Here is a 16,588-nt window from a genome sequence, read left to right on the forward strand (position 1 = left end):
ATGGAACGAAAGGGACCATTCTGGGTTTGAGTCTAACTACAAGTAGAGCTCAGGTATTCCGGGCTACTCTGGAAGGATTGTCTTTTCAACTTAAGCAGGCGATTCTTGTGCTTCAGGAAGCGTTTCAATTCGAATCCCAGGGGGTACGAGTGGTGGGGGGAGGAGCAAAGAACAGATTATGGAACCGAATCCGGGCCGATGTGACCGGTCTTCCTGTGGTGACCACTTCCTGTGAGGAAGCAACAGTTCTGGGAGCGGCACTTTTTGCCATGGTGGGCGTGGGATACGCTCGCAGTCTTGATGAAGCCAAAAAGAATGTTCGAGTTGAAACGTATCTTTGGGAGCCTTCTTCTCACCAGGAAGAATACCAACTACTGTTTGAGCAGTACGAAAAACTCCCTCGCCTTCTACAGAATCACTATGGTCAGTGATAGTCGAGATACCGTTTGGCTAAGTTTTCAACGGTGACGATGATTTGGTTGCATTTTTCTCGGAGGTTCCTTTCGCGATACGCCCGGAGTCCTTCTTCGGTGTTAAGCGGCACTCCAATGAGGTCGAGGCAATTGATGGTTCCCAGGGTTTTCCGGGTTTCCTCGAGAAAGGTCTCTACGATTCTGTAACGGCGATCTCTTGTTTCCTTATCTTGTGGATTGGTGCGGCCATATTTTTTACCCAGAGCCATGATTGCTCCGGTGAGGGCGCCACAGATTCTTCCAGTATGCCCAATTCCTCCCCCAAAACCGGTGGCAATCTGAGGAATCAGAATTTCGTCGTGAACCCCCAGATAGTCGAAAAGCCCCAACAGCACCGATTCGCAGCAGTTGAAGCCTTCCCGGTGGTATTCTCCAGCGCTTTTCATTCTGTGGCCTCCTTTCTTTGGGTAATCAGAGCAAAGGTTTCACGAGCAACCATGAGCTCTTCGTTGGTGGGTACAACCCATATTTCTACCCTTCCTTTTCCAATTTGTCTTTCTTTCCCTATGGCACTACGGTTCTTTTCTTGGTCGATTTCAATCCCCAGATAGTCCAGGTTTTCGCAGATTCGCTCTCGAATAAAGAAGTCGTTTTCACCGATACCCCCAGTGAAGACAAGGCTATCTAAGCCATTGAGGAGCGCAGTGAAAGCGCCGATGTACTTTTTGGTCTGGTACACAAAAACGTCCACTGCTAACCTGGCTCTCAGGTTTCCTTCTTGTGCTTTCTTCTCGATTTCCCATAGCTCTCCACTGATTCCCGAGATACCTTTCAATCCTGAATCTTTAGTGAGGAGACGATTGATTTCCTGGGGAGATAGCCCTTCCTTTTCCTCAAGGTAGGTAATGATTTGGGGTTCGAAATCTCCCGGACGGGTTGACATGATGATGCCACTCTGGGGGGTGAAACCACTGGAAATATCGAACGACTTTCCTTCTTTGACGGCACAGATGCTGCATCCGCTTCCCAGATGGGCGATAACCATCTTCTGGGTTCTCGGGGTAAGCGTAGGCATTCTTTCGGTGATATAGCGATATGAATTCCCGTGAAATCCCAGTTTTTCTAAGCCGTACTGCTCAGTAATTTTCCATGGGAGCCCGTAGGTCCGATGGGGAAGGGGTATTGAGTGATGGAAGGTGGTTTCGAAAACTCCCACCAAGGGGATAGTGGGGGTGAGCTTGCGGAATATATTGATGGCTAAAAGCGCTGGAGGGTTATGGACTGAAGTAACACCCGAGACCTCTTCTAAGGCCTGGATGACATTTTCATCAATCAACGAGGTCTCCATGATTTTTTTGCCTCCGTTGATGAGCTTGATACCGATGGCATCGATCTCCTGGATATCTCCTATCAGGCAACTTTGAAGGATGGCTTCAATCATGCAATGCAATCCCCTTTCGTGGTCAAGGTCGGGGATATTTTTTTTCTGCGTCAAACCGTTATACGACTCTTCCAGGTATGAATCGGAGCGGTAGAGCCTTTTGATGGTACCTCGTAAAAGGGAAGTCTCTTGCTCTTTTTTCATGGCGAAAAGCTCGAATTTAATGGAAGAGCCACCACTATTCACGGCTAGGATGTGCATGGGTTTTCCTCCTTTGTTCTTACCTTTTGTATGATTTTACAGAAAGAGCAAATGGTTTGGGTAGTGGGCATACCACAGATTTGACATTCCTGGAGGACAATACTTTCATCAGGGAAAAGAGGTTTCGCTTTTTCTAAAAAACCGAATAGGAATGCGTGCTTTGTTCCTGGAGATTTTTCCTCGAGAAGCTGAAGCGCTTCTTTGTAATCCAGACTCTTCGCATGGTGGGAAAGGGGGCATCGTTCTTCCACAAAGGGAAGGTTTTTTAGTTTTACGTAAGTGCGAATTTCTTCTTCGGTTAGAGTATAGAAGGGTTTCACCTTACGGAGCATTTTCGGATGGGGGCTTGGAAGCGAGGGACTCTGACGAGTAAGGTAATCCTTTTGCCAGTGCAAGACATTTCCAAGTAGCGTGGCGGCTTCGTCATCCAGGTTGTGTCCGGTGGCGTAGACGGTGAAGCCATTTTCGAAAGCGAACTGGTTCAGAAGGTGTCGCTTGACCAACCCACACAGTGAACAGGTGGAGCGGTGACGCACTTTTTTTGCCAGTTCCGGTATGGTTGCCCCCAGCACCTCTTTTACCGATATGACCGTGAGCGGAAGGCCGTAGCCTTGAGCGAAACCTTCGGTGATTTGACGGGAAGCGATGGAATGTTCCCCAATTCCTAAGTCAAGGTGGATAGCCCATACCTGGTATTGAGCGTTATGGAGGTAGTACCACAGAGCCATACTGTCTTTTCCGCCAGAGATTCCCAGGAGGAGTTTCTCCTCTTTTCCAAACATCTGGTAGCGCTTAATGGCTCCCTCAACCTGGCGTGAAAAAAAGAGATCAAAGCATGATTCACAGAAAGAAGCATTATGCCGTTTGATTTTGATAAAGGCCGGTTCCTTGCATCGTGAGCATTTCATCTTGAGTGACTCCTTTGACTTTTATGGAGCACAAACTCCGTTACCGCCTTCGGCGGTTACTGGCATAGGCGCTCAGCATGGCAAAGAGGATAATACCAAAACCTAGCCATTTTCCGGCATCTCCTAAACCAAAGGCAATAAGGAGATTGGTCAGAGTTTGCAGGAAAATGGCTCCTAGAATAACTCCGAAGTAGTTTCCTTCGCCTCCAGCCAGAGACACGCCACCTATCACGACCGCAGCAATACTTGGGAGGACATAATTGGAACCCATATCTTTAAAGGCTATACCCATATTTCCTAAAAGGAGTAGGCCCATAAGGCTGGCCAGCACCCCACTTATGGTGAAGGCGATGCATCGTACCTTTTTTACGTTAATACCGCTCAGGTAGGCGGTTCGCTCGTTTGCACCGACTCCAAATAGAATCTGCCCCCATTTGGTTTTATTCAAAATCATTGCAACGATGAACGTGACCAGGATGAGGACGAAAAGAATATTGGGAAATTTTCCGGTAAACTTGGCTGCGAGGGTTACCAAAAAGGGAGAAGGTCTTCCAGTGATGGCTTTTCCGGCCACGTACGCATTGACAATGCCCTGAAGAATGTCGGCCATAGCCAGAGTGACTACCAATGGCGGGAGTTTGAGGTATGCCGTGAGGACTCCATTAGCCAGGCCAACCAGAACACCCAAAGCCAGGGCAATGAGTACGGCAAGCCAGAGACGTTCGTTTCCTCCGTTCATAATGCTGGCGGTGAGCACTGCGGTGATGGTTGCTGTGTACCCTACCGAAAGGTCCAAGCCACTTCCACCGGCGGCGATGACGATCATCTGGCACAGGGCAAAAAGCGCCGTGAAGGAAGCGAGTTTTACGGTCATGAAGACCTGCTCCATGCTGAGAAAGTTGGGCAACGTAACTGCGCCAAAAACGAAAAGGAGTACAATAAGGAGAAATACGGTAAAAATCTTCTTGTATTTTTCGTAAACTTTGTATCCCAAAAGTTTTGGCCTGCTCATGACGGTGTTCATGGCTTATTCTCCTCTATCGCTGTTCTTTACTAAACATGACATAGGCAGGTCCAGCAATGGCCACGATGATAATAATTCCTGATACCAGTGTCTGGTATGCATTGGGAATATTGGCAAAAAAGATGATCTTGTTGACAAAGCTGAGAATGAGCGCCCCTATCAGGGCAAAGTAAATGTTTCCTCGTCCTCCACTGAGGGAGATTCCACCCACCACCACAGCAGCAATCGACTTAAGGGTCAATGGTCCCCCCATTCTGGCATCCCCAGACTGGTTCTGACCCACAAAAAACAAAGCTGCCAGGAAAATGAAAACCGCATTAATGATGCAAGCCAGCATCTGGGTTTTGGCGGTATTAATACCGCTCACGTAGGCACTCTCGATGTTGCTCCCCACCGCGTAAATATAACGTCCTGTTCTGGTTTTACTGATGATGTACCATAGAAGGCATCCAAGCAAAAGCAAAATGAGCGCTGGAGGGATGAAATTTCCCATGGTTTTGAGGAAGGTTGGAGCGTTTTTCACGGCATCGATTTTATAGAAAGCCCTGAACCAGTCCACACTCTCTCCACCGGGGGTGGGTCGGAGAAAGAGAGCGATACCAAGCCACATGTACGAAGTGGCAAAAGTGACGATGACCGGTGGTATCCGTAAATACCCAATCCCAAAACCATTCACGATGCCAACCAAAATTGCCACAGCAAAAGTGATAAGGAGTGCATAGATCCCCGTTACCGGGTCATTTTTTCTCATGACGGTTGTCAGTACACAGGTAAAAAGTGAAAGTGCTGCACCAGAGGAGAGATCCAGCCCTCCTGAGACGATTACCACTGCTTGACCCATGGCTAGAAGGATAAGTGGGGTGAAGGAATTGATATTCCGTACCGTGGACTTGATGGCAAAGAAGTTTTCCTGCAAGGTTGCGGTGATGATGAACATGACGATGAAAATTAAGAAACTGGAGACTTCTGGCTTCAGAATAAGACCCTTTATGGTATAGAGGACATTTCCAGTTTTATTCGCTCCATTCATGAGTTTTCACCTTCTTTCTACCGGACCCTCATGGATGTTGCCGTGATCATATCGTCGTTAATTTCTTCCCCGGTGAGGGTGGCGACAATCCGTCCTTCGTACATAATGAGCAACCGGTCAGTGTACTCGATCAGCTCTTCGTTATCGCTGGCATACAGAATGACACCGATTTTCTGTTCCTTGGCCAGATTCACGATGTATTCGTAAAGGTCTCTTTTTGCGCCGACATCGACTCCTTTGGCTGGATCCGAGAGAAGCAGAACATTAATATCAAAAGAAAGCCACCTTCCAACGACCACTTTTTGCTGGTTGCCGCCAGAGAGTGTACTCACTGGCACATCGATACCAGGAGTTTTTATGGAGAGGATTTCCACGATTTTTTCGCATTCCTGGCAGTATTTGGTTTCCGGAATGAAGAGGGGATGGCGGCGAAGTCCCAGCTTGGGGAAAATCATATTGTTGTATATGGAATGTTCTAAAGATAGGCCCTCACGTTGCCTATCGCCTGGAACGAGGAGAATGCCGTTCGCAATTGCATCGATAGGACGTTTAAGCCTTATTTTTCGTCCATTCAGAGTAACTTCACAGTGGACTCCGGGGTAACTTCCGGAAAGCGCGTACAAAAGCTCCTGCTGACCCTGTCCAGCCAGACCTCCGATACCCAGTATTTCTCCCTTTTTCAACTCAAAAGACAGATTTTTCAGCACTTTGTCCTTTCCAGTAATGTTGACGGTAAGTAGGGTTTCTTCAGATACGTGCCGGTGGTTGACCTTTGCAGTGTTTTTCCGAGCCTCCCCGGTGATGTAGCTGACGATTTTTTCTGGGTTTTTCTCCTCTTTTTCAAAATCGATGGTGGCCATGTCTTCTCCGTTTCGGAAAATCGTTACGTCGTCACAGATTTCCATTACTTCCCACAGCCGGTGAGAAGTGAAAATCATGGCTACTCCTTGCTGAGCAAGAATTCTCATATAGTTGAAAAGATTTTTAACTTGAGTTTGTTCGAGGGCTGCAGTGGGTTCGTCCAGTATCAACAGTTTCGGGCTTTCAGAAATGGCCTTGGCGATTTCTACGATTTGCATTTCGCCAGGACTCAATTCGTATACTTTACGGTTAACGTCTAACTCGGGAAGAAGCTGACTCAGGATTTTTTTGGACAATTCTTTAGCGCTCTGGTTGTCCAGGAATAAACCCTTATTTTTTTCTACTCCCAGGACGATGTTTTGCCACACAGTGAGATCCGGCACCAGGCTCAGATTTTGAAAAACTAGAGCGATACCATCTCGACGGGCTTCGTGGGGATTTCTGTAATGGACTACTTTGCCATTATAGCGAATCTCACCAGCATCAGCCCTGTAAACGCCAGCGATGATTTTGGAAAGGGTACTTTTCCCTGAACCATTAGCTCCGAGAAGACCAGTGATTCTTCCTTTTCTACACTGTAAATTCCCATTAGAGAGAGCGATGACTCCTCCAAAATGCTTTTTAATACCTTTTGCCTCAAGAACAATCACGGAATTCACGCACCTTTGTTAAGAATTCTTCTTCCTTAAAAAGAGGGGCCTTTAGGCCCCTCTTTTTATAGCATATCATACTATTCGAAAAGTTCTGCCACAGCTTCTTCGGACATGATCTCGCTTAAGAGATAATCATCGGGCTTATCCTTCAAGAGTTCCCAACCTTCGTCGAAGTTTTCGTCAGTAACGAACATCCCAACTTTGTAGAAGAAAGTATTATTTTGTAGGACGCCAGGTTTAAAATTTTTCCCATTGTAAAGTTGCAGAGCGATGCGGAATGCCGTACCACCGATTCCCGGAGGATTGGGCTGGGTGCAAGCTTTGAAGTCGGCACCAGCGTCACGCAGCTTTTTCCACTCTTTGAAGAAAGCCGTTCCAGGGTCGCCGAACATCACTTTGGGAAGCTTGCCAGCGTCAAGAAACGCGGAGAGCACACCATAGGCCATGCCATCTTGAGGGATGACGCCGTCAATCTGCTGACCAGAAGCAATAATTTGGGCCATTACTTCTTTCGCTTTGGTTTGATCCCAGTAGCCACTTGTGTCCGCAATCAGTTTGATATCTGGATAGTTTTTCAGAACGTCGTATGTCGCTTGGATTCGATCATTGTTGGCAGGGTGACCCTCCAGACCGTAAATCTGCACCACGTTTCCCTTCTTGAGAGTCGAGGCAACAAATTCTACGTTTTTCTTCATCCAGGCATAATGGTCAAGCGTAACGTTCATCACATCCGGTGCGGTAACCGTGGCATCAAATGCTACAACCAGGATGCCCTCATCCTGCGCTTCTTTAATCACTCCATTCAGTGCGTCGGGGGAATTTGGGTTGACGAGGATAATATCCACACCCTGGGAAATAAAATCCCGAATAATGTTCGCCTGTTCGGTGGCATCGCCATTTACGATGTTATTGACAATTTTATAGTCGGCAATTTTCCCTGCCGCTTTGTACTCGTTGCCGACCTCTTCCAGAGCAGCAATCATGATAGTCCGCCATGATGTGCCGGAAGACCCCGTGGAAATGCCGACCACTGGAAGTTTGGCTGAAACCAGAGTTCCTAAACTAACCAGAAGCACACACAGAGACACAATGAGTATGGCTCTTTTCATCCTGATAACCTCCTTTACGGTTTTTTGAATATTTGATTTGAGAACTTTCCCGTTGGTATTTTTTGTACTTTTTTCACCTCCCTTTTTTCGTGTTTTTTATTTGAGTGAATCAGCAGGAACCTTCCCCAATGATTCACTCAGTTACTGTTTTTATTTTGTCCGCCTCGGCTTTTGGTTTTCTAGTGCCACTTGCCGGTGAATTTGGGCTTGGTCGGCAACCAGGCGGACGGTAAACCGCACCTTGTCCCCTCGGACAACCGATCTCGTGAGTTCAAATGGGACATCGTTCTTGAGGAACGCTACCCGCTCAATGAAAAACGCAGGGGACTTATCCGGACAGGAGAGGGTTTTGGCCTCGTCTTTGGTTAGAACAGTCACTTCATGGGTTTCGATTGCATAGTCAAGAGAAAACCGATATTTTTTCCGCAGTACCTCGTACAGCGAATTCTTTTCCATATCCTCGACGACAAGGTCCGGACAGAGATAGTGGGGTATGAAGGTTCTCTCAAGGAGGATCGGTTCTCCATTAGCCATTCTAATTCGAACGAGTTTCGTAACCTTCCGGTTGGTGTCGGGGAGTTTCAAGAGGTTGACCATTTCCTCTTCGGCTTCGACTACTTTTTGTTCTAACGTTTTCGAGCTTGGCTCAAGACCGAGGTCACGCATGTCTTCGCTGAAACTGTAAAGACGTGGGAGTCTTCGTCGGAGCTTGGGAGAGGTGACAAACGTTCCCTTGCCCGGGCGACGATACAGGAACCCTTCCTGAACCAGTGCTCCAATGGCCTGTCTTACGGTGATACGGCTAATTCCATACCGCTCGCAGAGTTCGCTTTCTGAAGGAATCTGGTCTCCTGGCCGAAGCACGCCACTGTGGATTGATTTTTTTAAAATGTTCTTCAGTTGCTGATAAAGGGGAAGTTCGATTTCTGCTCGGATTTCTTCCGGTTCTTGAAGGAGCTCTTTTCGACTCATGAAATCCTCTTGACGGTAGTCATAAAACCAATCTCTCATTTTCCAATTTTCTCTGATCCTGGCCATTTATAACATTATAATGGTTATAACATTTCCCTCTGTTTTTATTATTATCCAGCATCCTGTTTCGTGTCAAGGGATGGTTCATGATTTTTGGGTAAGCGGATTTTGTGAATTTCCTGAGATTTTATATAATCTGTGCATGAGGATTTGGATTTATCAAAGTCTTTATTAGGGGAGTCGAACACATGAGCATGAGGAGTAAAATTCTGGCGCTCGTGTTTTTCTGTATTCTCTTCCTCTCTTTCTTTTTCCTCTTCTGGTTAAGGCAAGGTGTTAAGGTGGTGTTTGAAGTGAATCTTTCCCGGGAGGCTGACTATATCCGGGGGAGGTTCTGGTCTCTTCTTCATGAGGAATTGGAGCGAATGGAAAAAACGGTAAAGGATTACGCGCAGTGGACGGATATGGGGGAGAAAGGAGTGAAGACGCGAGATGTGGCTTGGCTTGAAGAGAATTTAAATCCCTGGGTGAAGGAACAGTTTGGATACGAGGTGGCGCTCGTGACCGAGGAGGAGGTGATTACAGCTTCACCGGGATGGATTATACCGTGGGCAGGGCTTCCTAAAGAAGCTTGGGGAGGATTGTATGGTGATGGAGCGAGTCTCTGGATGGTGGTCAGCCATCCGGTGGTGGACAATGGCGGAGAACGATTTTACGGTGCCTGGGTGGGTTTGGCGCGAATCATCGATGTGGCGTTTGTAGAACGATGGTCAAAGATTCTGGGAGACAAAGTTTCCGTCCGGTCTTCTGGGGAGGTTGTTTGGGGAAAACCGACTTTGGGAGGTGATTCTGAATTTTTCTACCAGGATGGGATGTTGCGGATTTCAGGGGAAATTTTGGATGACGGAGGGAAAGCACTGGGTGAATTTTCCATCGAAAAGGACTATGCTGGGCCTTTCCAGATTTACGTCACCGTGTGGAGGATTTTCCTGCTTGCGCTTCTGACGGTGATTGGTTTTGCTTTCTTTATTACCTGGGTGGTGGTGAAACGTATTGTATTTCCACTGGAGCAATTGAAGGATTCGGTGGCAAAGATTTCCCGGGGGGATTACGACTTCAAATTGAGTGTGAATAGAAGAGACGAAATCGGGGAACTTTCTCTGGGATTTGTTAGGATGGCGGAGGCGCTACAAAAGCGAGAAGAAGCTTTGGGGATGGAGAAAAGGAAAGCCGAGAGACTGGCCAATCTCGATTCACTGACCCATGTCCCGAATCGGCGTTTTCTGGAGAAATCTGTGGAACGCTTGATCCGGAATGGAGAACGGTTTACCCTGGTTTTTCTGGACCTTGACGGTTTTAAGACGGTAAACGACTTTCTGGGTCATACCGAAGGGGACCATTTGTTAAGGCGAATAGCGCTTTGGTTTGAAAAAAGTGTTCGTAAGGAGGACATCGTAGCCCGGTATGGGGGTGATGAATTTTGTTTCCTCTTTCCGAGGCTGGGCCGGAGGGAAACGGAAGAAATCATGGAGAGGATACTGTTGCGGTTTCTGGAGAAGGATTTTGCTGGAGGTCTTTCTCTGGGGTTCAGTTATGGTGTAGCTGTATACCCTGATGAAGCGATGGACCTTGATGAGTTGTTTTCCCGTTCCGATGGGGAAATGTATGCGCGAAAACGGAGGAGGACATTGGCTGACCACTGAAGAAGAGAAGGAGTGTTAAATATGAGGCACAGATTATGACTTTTTGGGTGGCCTTTTTCGGATAAAACGTTTTGTCTTTCGATATTAACCGATGTCTTTTCGGAAAAGGGCAAACTTTTTGTAAACCGTTCCTCCCAGTCCTTCGGCTTCCCGGCACATTTTGGAGTTTTCGGCATTAATCAAGGAACCTTCAGCGAAAATGTATCCCCGTCTTTGACCTTCTTTAAAAATTTCAAAAAGGAGGGTAGTGGGAATACCTTTACCCTGGTAAGCTGGAATAACAAAGAGGAGAAAAGCTCTTCCCTGATTGACGTATTTTTTGTAGCGCATGAAAGTCAACCAGCCGGTGGGAAAAATTCGCCCCTTCATTCGTTTGAGAACCTGATTGTAATCAGGGAGTGCAACGGCAAACCCGATTGGTTTACTCTGAGAAAAGGCAATCTGAGCAAAGCCCGGAGGGATGAAACGTTTGAACTCTTGGGCCATTTTCATTACTTCGTTGAGCGCTGGTGGAGTAAGGTAATCGTACTCTAAGGGAATCAGAGATTGTTCCAGAATACTCTGGATGGCATTCAGGTCCTCTTCAGGGTTCTCATAGTGGAAGGGGCGAACCAGGAAGTCGTATTTCTTTTTGGCGTACTCGATGGTTTTTCGTGCTTCTTCAAAGGGCATATGGTTGAGATGGTATCGAAAGGCAACAAAAGTATGACACAATGTGAAACCGTAATGTTCCCAGAGCATTTGGTAGTATGGGGGGTTATATGAGGTGAAAATGAGCGGGGGATCGGTAAAATTTTCGATGAGCATACCTCGAAAATCATCACCATTGGTAGGGGAAATAGGGCCAATGACTGATTTCATGCCCCTTTTTCGTAACCATGTTTCGGCAGTCTGGAAGAGGTTGCAGGCGGTGTCACGGTCATTCACGCACTCAAAGAGGGTCAAATAGCCTTCTTGTCTTTGCCGGACTTCGTTCAATTTCTCATCGATACCCACCGCTGTCCGTCCCAGAACCTCTTTTCCTTGATAGGCAAGGTAAAGGGTGTGGGGTCCACTCTGGAAGAGGAGGCTCTTCTGGCCCCACAGAATTTTTTTTGTTTCCGAAATGGGAAGGGGTACCCATAAGGGATCGTTTCGATAAAGGTGAAAGGGGAAAGAGAGAAAGTCCCTTCTTTCACGGTATGTTTTCACTTCCCGAATTTCCATTGAAACTCCTCCAGCCAAATTTTGCATAGACTATATCCTAAGGGGAGAAAAAAGACAATATTCGTCCCTAGAAGAAGGTGAAGTTTTATTTGGTATCCGGTGTTTTGGTAGGGTCAGCGTTTTTGTAAAAATGCCTACCTTGAGAATCCCTCTTTTTTTGATTACACTGGAAAAAAAGAAAGGTGGTGGTACCGTGTTTGCCTGTATTTTTGAAGGGAAGAATACCTGGAACATCAGGGAAGTTCCAGAACCGGAAATTCGCCCGGACGAAGTGCTCATTCGGGTAAAAGCGGCGGGAATCTGTGGGACGGATATCCATATTTTGAAAGGAGAGTATTTCCAGGATTTCCCCATCGTTGCTGGTCATGAGTTTTCAGGGGAAGTGGTGGATGTGGGCGAGGAAGTAACCCAGTTTCGTCCTGGAGATCGGGTGACTGCAGACCCTAATATTTTCTGTGACCACTGTTACTACTGCAAAATCAATAAGAATAATCATTGTCTTAACCTTCAGGCGGTGGGTGTGACCCGGAATGGAGCTTTTGCCGAATGCGTGGCGGTTCCTGAAAAGTGCGTTTTCCCTCTTCCAGCGCATGTAAGTTTTGCAGAAGGAGCCATGGCGGAACCCTTAGCCTGCGTGGTCTACGGGGTACGGCGCAGTAACCTTCAGCCGGGAGAGAAAGTCCTCATTTTTGGGGCTGGCCCTATTGGGCTTTTATTGGCTTCGCTTTTCAAGGTGAGTGGTGCGTCACAGGTGGTACTGGTGGATATCAGTGAAAAAAAGTTACAGATGGCGGAAAAGTTTGGGGTGGATGAAGTGGTGTTAGCTGATGGGAATGAGCGGGAAGCCCTCTTTCGTATTGCTCCAAGGGGGTTTGAGGTTGTTGTGGATGCGACTGGGATACCGAAGGTGATGGAAAGGGAATGGGAATTTGTGGAACCCGATGGAACATTCCTGGTTTTTGGAGTGGCACCTCGAGGGTCAGAAATGCGTGTCGACCCGTACGAAATCTTTCAGCGGGATTTGCGAATTGTGGGGTCCTTTGCGGTAAAAAAGACCATGCAGTATTCCCTGAATCTCCTTGAAAACGGGAAGGTGGTCGTCAAAGACCTTATTTCCGCCCAATACCCTCTTTCCAAGTTTGGTGAAGCCCTAGAAGATGTACTCCATAATCCTGAACACCTCAAGGTGCAGATTGTGTTTGCTTGAGAATTGGTCAAAATGTTACAATGAAAATGGGTTTTACGATGGAGCTTGCACTGGACGATGCATCGAACCACGAATCTAGACTTGCCCGGGGGGGTGATGAAAGCGAAAAAGGTTGGTTTACTGTGGAGTAAGTCTTTCTTCGAAGAGCGGGAAGAATTGTGCTACCAGTTGAAGCCCAATTTTAAGGGGAAAAGCTTTGCCCTGGTCCAGGAAGCGCTGTCAGAGGTGCCGTGCGAAGTTGTTTTGCTTGATGTTGATTCCCCCCTGGAAGAGGTTGTCAAACGATTGAAAAAGGAAAAGATTGGTTTTGCCTTTAATCTTTCTGTCTCCGTGGCTGGAATGTATGGTCAGTCAGTGCTTCCGGCGATTCTTGATTCCCTGCATATCCCGTATTTGGGCTCGGACGCCATTGTACAATCGTTGTCGCTCGACCGGGCTCTTTTGAAGCTGGCTCTGCGAGGGGTTGGTGTACCCACGCCATGGTATTTTCTCTGGTCAAAGGGCGACGCTATTCCTGATAATCTTGATTTTCCGGTCCTGGTAAAATCCCGGTTTCGAACACCCACGGATCAGGTTACCATAGAATGTGTGAGCTGGGCGAAAGAGGAACTCGAGGAAAAGCTTAAAACTTTTTCTGAAGCCAAAAGAGGGAAGTTACTGGTGGAAAAGCTGGTAATTGGACGAGAAATGGTGGTAGGAATATGGGGAAATGGTGAAGATATTCAGCTTTTGCCACTTCTTGAAGTTAACTTGGGTAGGAAGAACCTTATCTTTACTTCCGAAGAGAAGTGGCGCAAGGGTTACGTGGAGGATGCGCTCTGTCCTGCTGGTCTTGATGAAGAAACGGTGGTACTTATTGGCAAAATGGCGCTTAAAATTTACCAGGAACTCGATATTCGGGATTTTGCCGCTTTTCATTTCATTTTTTCGGAAAAAGAGGGGATTCCTCTCTTTTTTGAAATCAATGCCTTACCTAGCCTTTACCTGAAACATAGCGCTTTTCCCCAAATGTGTGAGGTGGCTGGGTTTGACTATAAAAAGATGATTCAGAAACTCTTTCTCATTGCGCAGGAGCGATTAAGACGATGACGACCCAGGACCTTACTTTTGCCGTACTGGGGGCTGGCCACGGAGGGCAGGCTTTGGCGGGATACCTCTCCCTCAGGGGATTTTCGGTAAATCTCTTTAATCGGACACCGGAACGGATTGGTTCTGTGAAACTCATGGGGGGAATTCAGCTGGAAGGGGAGATTAGTGGCTTTGCTCTCCTCAACGTGGTGACCCACAATATTGAGGAAGCATTGCGGGGGGTCAAGGTGATCATGGTGGTGACACCGGCCAATGCACACCGGTTTCTGGCAGAGCTCATGAGTCCGTACCTTGAAGATGGACAAGTCATTGTCCTCAACCCGGGAAGGACGGGTGGGGTTCTGGAAGTTCGACAAGTTTTTAGAGAAAGGGAGGTAAAAGCCAGGGTCATCGTGGCGGAAGCCCAAACCTTTCTTTTTGCCAGCCGTATTTCGGGTCCAGCTCAGGCCCGGATTTTTCGCATCAAAAACAGCATCCCCGTTGCCGCCGTCCCGGCTTATAAAACGGTGGAAGTGGTGCAAATATTGCGCAGAGCTCTCCCGCAGTTTGTTCCAGAAGATAACGTTCTCAAAACCAGTTTCAGTAACATTGGAGCGGTTTTTCACCCCACGCTGACCATTCTAAATGCTGCTCGTATCGAGAGCACCCGGGGAGAGTTTGATTACTATCTGGAGGGAATTACGCCTTCGGTGGCGCTGGTTCTAGAGGCAGTAGATCGAGAACGGGTACAGGTGGCTGAGGCATTAGGGGTACGGGTCAATACGGCCCGGGAGTGGCTTTACTATGCTTATGATGCTTCAGGAAGAGACCTCTATGAAGCGGTTCAAAATAACCCTGGGTATAAGGGGATTCGGGCACCAACCACCCTTTTTACGCGCTACATTACCGAGGACGTTCCCATGAGTCTTGTACCGATTTCTTCTTTTGGAAAGATGCTCGGCGTTCCCACGCCCACCATTGATATTTTCATTCGTCTTGCCAATCTCATGCACGGTCGGGATTATGTAGCTGAAGGGAGAACTGTAGAAAAACTGGGAGTAGCGGGGATGAGCATCAAAGACATTCGGAAGATGGTGGTTAGTGGGGGAGTTGAAGAGGATGAGTAAAAAAATTGTGGGTGCATCGTTGGGAAGCTGTGTCCATGTGTCTGGAGTGTATCGCTTCCTACAGCTGGCCGAAGAGTTTGGATACCGTTCGCTTTTCCTTGGTCCTGCGGTTTCAGTGCAGGAATTGGTCAGGGTCATGGAGCGGGAAAAACCAGACGTGGTGATGGTGGGATACCGGCTCTATGAAGAGGCAGCTCGACAACTTTTTGCCGAGTTGAAAGATGTCCTGCAGAAGAGGGATGTGTTTCGGGGGGTTCGGCTCATTTTAAGCTGTACTCCAGCGCTTCGGGATATTGCCGTCAAAACGGGAATTTTTGACTTCATTTTTACTGGTGGGGAGTCGTTTGAAGAGGTAGCCAGAAGTTTGAAAGAGGATGGTGTTTTGAAGACACCCGAAGAATGGTATCCCCAAACACTTCCAGAGCGGATTCAGGCAAAGGCTCCTTTCCCGATTCTCCGTCACCATTTTGGTCTTCCCACGATAGAAAGAACGGTGCAGGGAGTGGCTGAAATCAGTGAGGCGAAAGTGCTTGATGTCATTTCTTTAGGACCAGACCAGAATGCCCAGGAGTTTCTCTTCCATCCGGAAAAGATGAAAAATGAAGAACATGGCTCGGGTGGTGTGCCTATCCGAAATCGGGAGGACTTAGAGAGCATTTATCAAGCTTCCCGCCGGGGTAACTTTCCGCTTCTTCGCTGTTACAGCGGTACCAATGACCTTGTCCAGTGGGCAAAACTTTTGAAAGAAACCATTAACATTGCCTGGGGTGCGGTACCCATTTTTTGGTACAGTGTGCTGGACGGACGAAGTCAGCGTTCGCTTGAAGAGGCTATTTTGGAAAATCAGGAAGCGGTAAGAACCTATATCGAACTTGGCGTTCCAATTGAGGGGTTGGAAGCACATCAGTGGAGTCTGCGAGATGCTCCAGATAGTGTAGCTGGAGCAACGTTTTACCTTGCCTGTTACCAGGCGAAAAAGTTTGGAGCCCGTTACTATATTGCCCAGTACATGTTGAATACCCCTCCGGGAATTGCTCCCTGGGCGGATTTAGCAAAAATGCTGGCTCAGCAAGAACTGATAAAAGAGCTGGAGGATGAACATTTCCAGATTTTTACTCAGGTTCGGGGAGGGCTGGCCCATTTTGCTTCGCATCTTGAGATTGCCAAAGGACAGTTGGGAGCGACCACGGCTCTGGGGCTCTTTTTGAAACCGCACATTATCCATGTGGTGGGTTTTTCGGAAGGGGTACGTCTCGTGGGACCGGCGGAAGTCATCGAAAGTGCTTATATCGTGAACGGTGTCCTCAAAGACCTCCTCTTTGGACTGCCAGATGTGACCAAGGACTCTCGGATTCAGGAGCGTAAAGAGGAGTTAAAAGAAGAGGTGCAAATGCTTCTTTATGCCATCCGAAGATTAGGAGAAAAAGAGGAGGACCCGCTTACTTCTCCAAGGACCCTCACTGAGGCGGTGCGACGAGGTATTCTTGATGCCCCCCATCTATTGGGGAATCCCGAGGCGCTGGGTAGAGCAAGAACAAGAGTAGTCAGAGGGGTTTTGCGTTCCGTAGACGAAGGAGGTCAGTTGATTTCTGAGCGAGAGCGGTTGCAAAAATTGGGACTTTGAGTTGGAGTGTATGATAGGATAAAAAGGAAAACAACGAAAGA

At 47.6% G+C, this 16,588-nt stretch carries 15 protein-coding genes; 6 read left to right on the plus strand and 9 right to left on the minus strand.

Annotation, left to right across the window (positions count from 1 at the left end; genetic code table 11):
- A partial coding sequence (locus tag ABDK92_05290) for an FGGY-family carbohydrate kinase (protein MEN3186038.1) occupies positions 1-431 on the plus strand: 431 nt, incomplete at its 5' end.
- Here ABDK92_05290 and ABDK92_05295 read toward each other — a convergent pair.
- From ABDK92_05295 to ABDK92_05330, 8 genes are all read right to left on the minus strand, one after another.
- Positions 425-859, minus strand: a complete 435-nt coding sequence (locus tag ABDK92_05295; GenBank protein ID MEN3186039.1) for a C-GCAxxG-C-C family protein — start codon at positions 857-859, stop codon at positions 425-427. The two genes, ABDK92_05290 and ABDK92_05295, sit on opposite strands and share 7 nt — an antisense overlap.
- Positions 856-2,055 carry an acetate/propionate family kinase gene (locus tag ABDK92_05300; protein MEN3186040.1) on the minus strand — a complete coding sequence of 400 codons (1,200 nt, stop codon included), beginning with the start codon at positions 2,053-2,055 and terminating at the stop codon, positions 856-858. Before ABDK92_05300 ends, ABDK92_05295 begins: the two co-directional genes overlap by 4 nt.
- Entirely contained in the window at positions 2,043-2,963 is a 921-nt protein-coding gene (locus ABDK92_05305) for a TIGR00269 family protein (GenBank protein MEN3186041.1), read from the minus strand. The genes ABDK92_05300 and ABDK92_05305 overlap by 13 nt, the downstream gene beginning before the upstream one ends.
- 40 nt (positions 2,964-3,003) lie before the next feature.
- Entirely contained in the window at positions 3,004-3,987 is a 984-nt protein-coding gene (locus tag ABDK92_05310) for an ABC transporter permease (protein MEN3186042.1), read from the minus strand.
- 13 nt (positions 3,988-4,000) lie between these two features.
- Positions 4,001-5,017 (minus strand): ABC transporter permease, encoded by a 1,017-nt coding sequence (locus tag ABDK92_05315; protein ID MEN3186043.1) that lies wholly within the window; start codon positions 5,015-5,017, stop codon positions 4,001-4,003.
- A gap of 17 nt (positions 5,018-5,034) precedes the next feature.
- The gene (locus tag ABDK92_05320) at positions 5,035-6,537 is read right to left on the minus strand and encodes a sugar ABC transporter ATP-binding protein (protein ID MEN3186044.1); all 1,503 of its coding nucleotides are present in this window, start codon (positions 6,535-6,537) and stop codon (positions 5,035-5,037) included.
- Positions 6,538-6,608: 71 nt separating this feature from the next.
- On the minus strand, positions 6,609-7,640 hold the full coding sequence (locus tag ABDK92_05325) for a substrate-binding domain-containing protein (GenBank protein MEN3186045.1): 1,032 nt from the start codon (positions 7,638-7,640) through the stop codon (positions 6,609-6,611).
- A gap of 150 nt (positions 7,641-7,790) precedes the next feature.
- Positions 7,791-8,612 (minus strand): GntR family transcriptional regulator, encoded by an 822-nt coding sequence (locus ABDK92_05330; protein ID MEN3186046.1) that lies wholly within the window; start codon positions 8,610-8,612, stop codon positions 7,791-7,793.
- A 254-nt stretch (positions 8,613-8,866) separates the two neighbouring features.
- On the opposite strand from ABDK92_05330, the gene ABDK92_05335 reads away from it, so the two are divergent.
- Complete coding sequence (locus ABDK92_05335) at positions 8,867-10,315, plus strand: diguanylate cyclase (GenBank protein ID MEN3186047.1); 1,449 nt, start codon at positions 8,867-8,869, stop codon at positions 10,313-10,315.
- An 84-nt stretch (positions 10,316-10,399) separates the two neighbouring features.
- On the opposite strand, the gene ABDK92_05340 is transcribed toward ABDK92_05335, so the two are convergent.
- A complete protein-coding gene (locus tag ABDK92_05340; GenBank protein MEN3186048.1) occupies positions 10,400-11,521 on the minus strand; it encodes an N-acetyltransferase in 1,122 nt (373 codons plus the stop codon).
- A 193-nt stretch (positions 11,522-11,714) separates the two neighbouring features.
- Between ABDK92_05340 and ABDK92_05345 the strand changes: the two genes are divergently transcribed.
- The 4 genes from ABDK92_05345 to ABDK92_05360 all read left to right on the plus strand — a co-directional run bounded on the left by ABDK92_05345 (position 11,715) and on the right by ABDK92_05360 (position 16,547).
- The gene (locus ABDK92_05345; GenBank protein MEN3186049.1) at positions 11,715-12,728 is read left to right on the plus strand and encodes a zinc-dependent alcohol dehydrogenase family protein; all 1,014 of its coding nucleotides are present in this window, start codon (positions 11,715-11,717) and stop codon (positions 12,726-12,728) included.
- A 96-nt stretch (positions 12,729-12,824) separates the two neighbouring features.
- Positions 12,825-13,817, plus strand: a complete 993-nt coding sequence (locus ABDK92_05350) for a hypothetical protein (protein MEN3186050.1) — start codon at positions 12,825-12,827, stop codon at positions 13,815-13,817.
- Entirely contained in the window at positions 13,814-14,923 is a 1,110-nt protein-coding gene (locus ABDK92_05355) for an NAD/NADP octopine/nopaline dehydrogenase family protein (GenBank protein MEN3186051.1), read from the plus strand. Before ABDK92_05350 ends, ABDK92_05355 begins: the two co-directional genes overlap by 4 nt.
- A complete protein-coding gene (locus ABDK92_05360; GenBank protein MEN3186052.1) occupies positions 14,916-16,547 on the plus strand; it encodes a methionine synthase in 1,632 nt (543 codons plus the stop codon). Before ABDK92_05355 ends, ABDK92_05360 begins: the two co-directional genes overlap by 8 nt.
- Positions 16,548-16,588 lie beyond the last annotated feature (41 nt).

This window comes from Atribacterota bacterium (assembly GCA_039638595.1).
Taxonomy (GTDB): Bacteria; Atribacterota; Atribacteria; order Atribacterales; family Caldatribacteriaceae; genus Profundicultor; species Profundicultor thermophilus.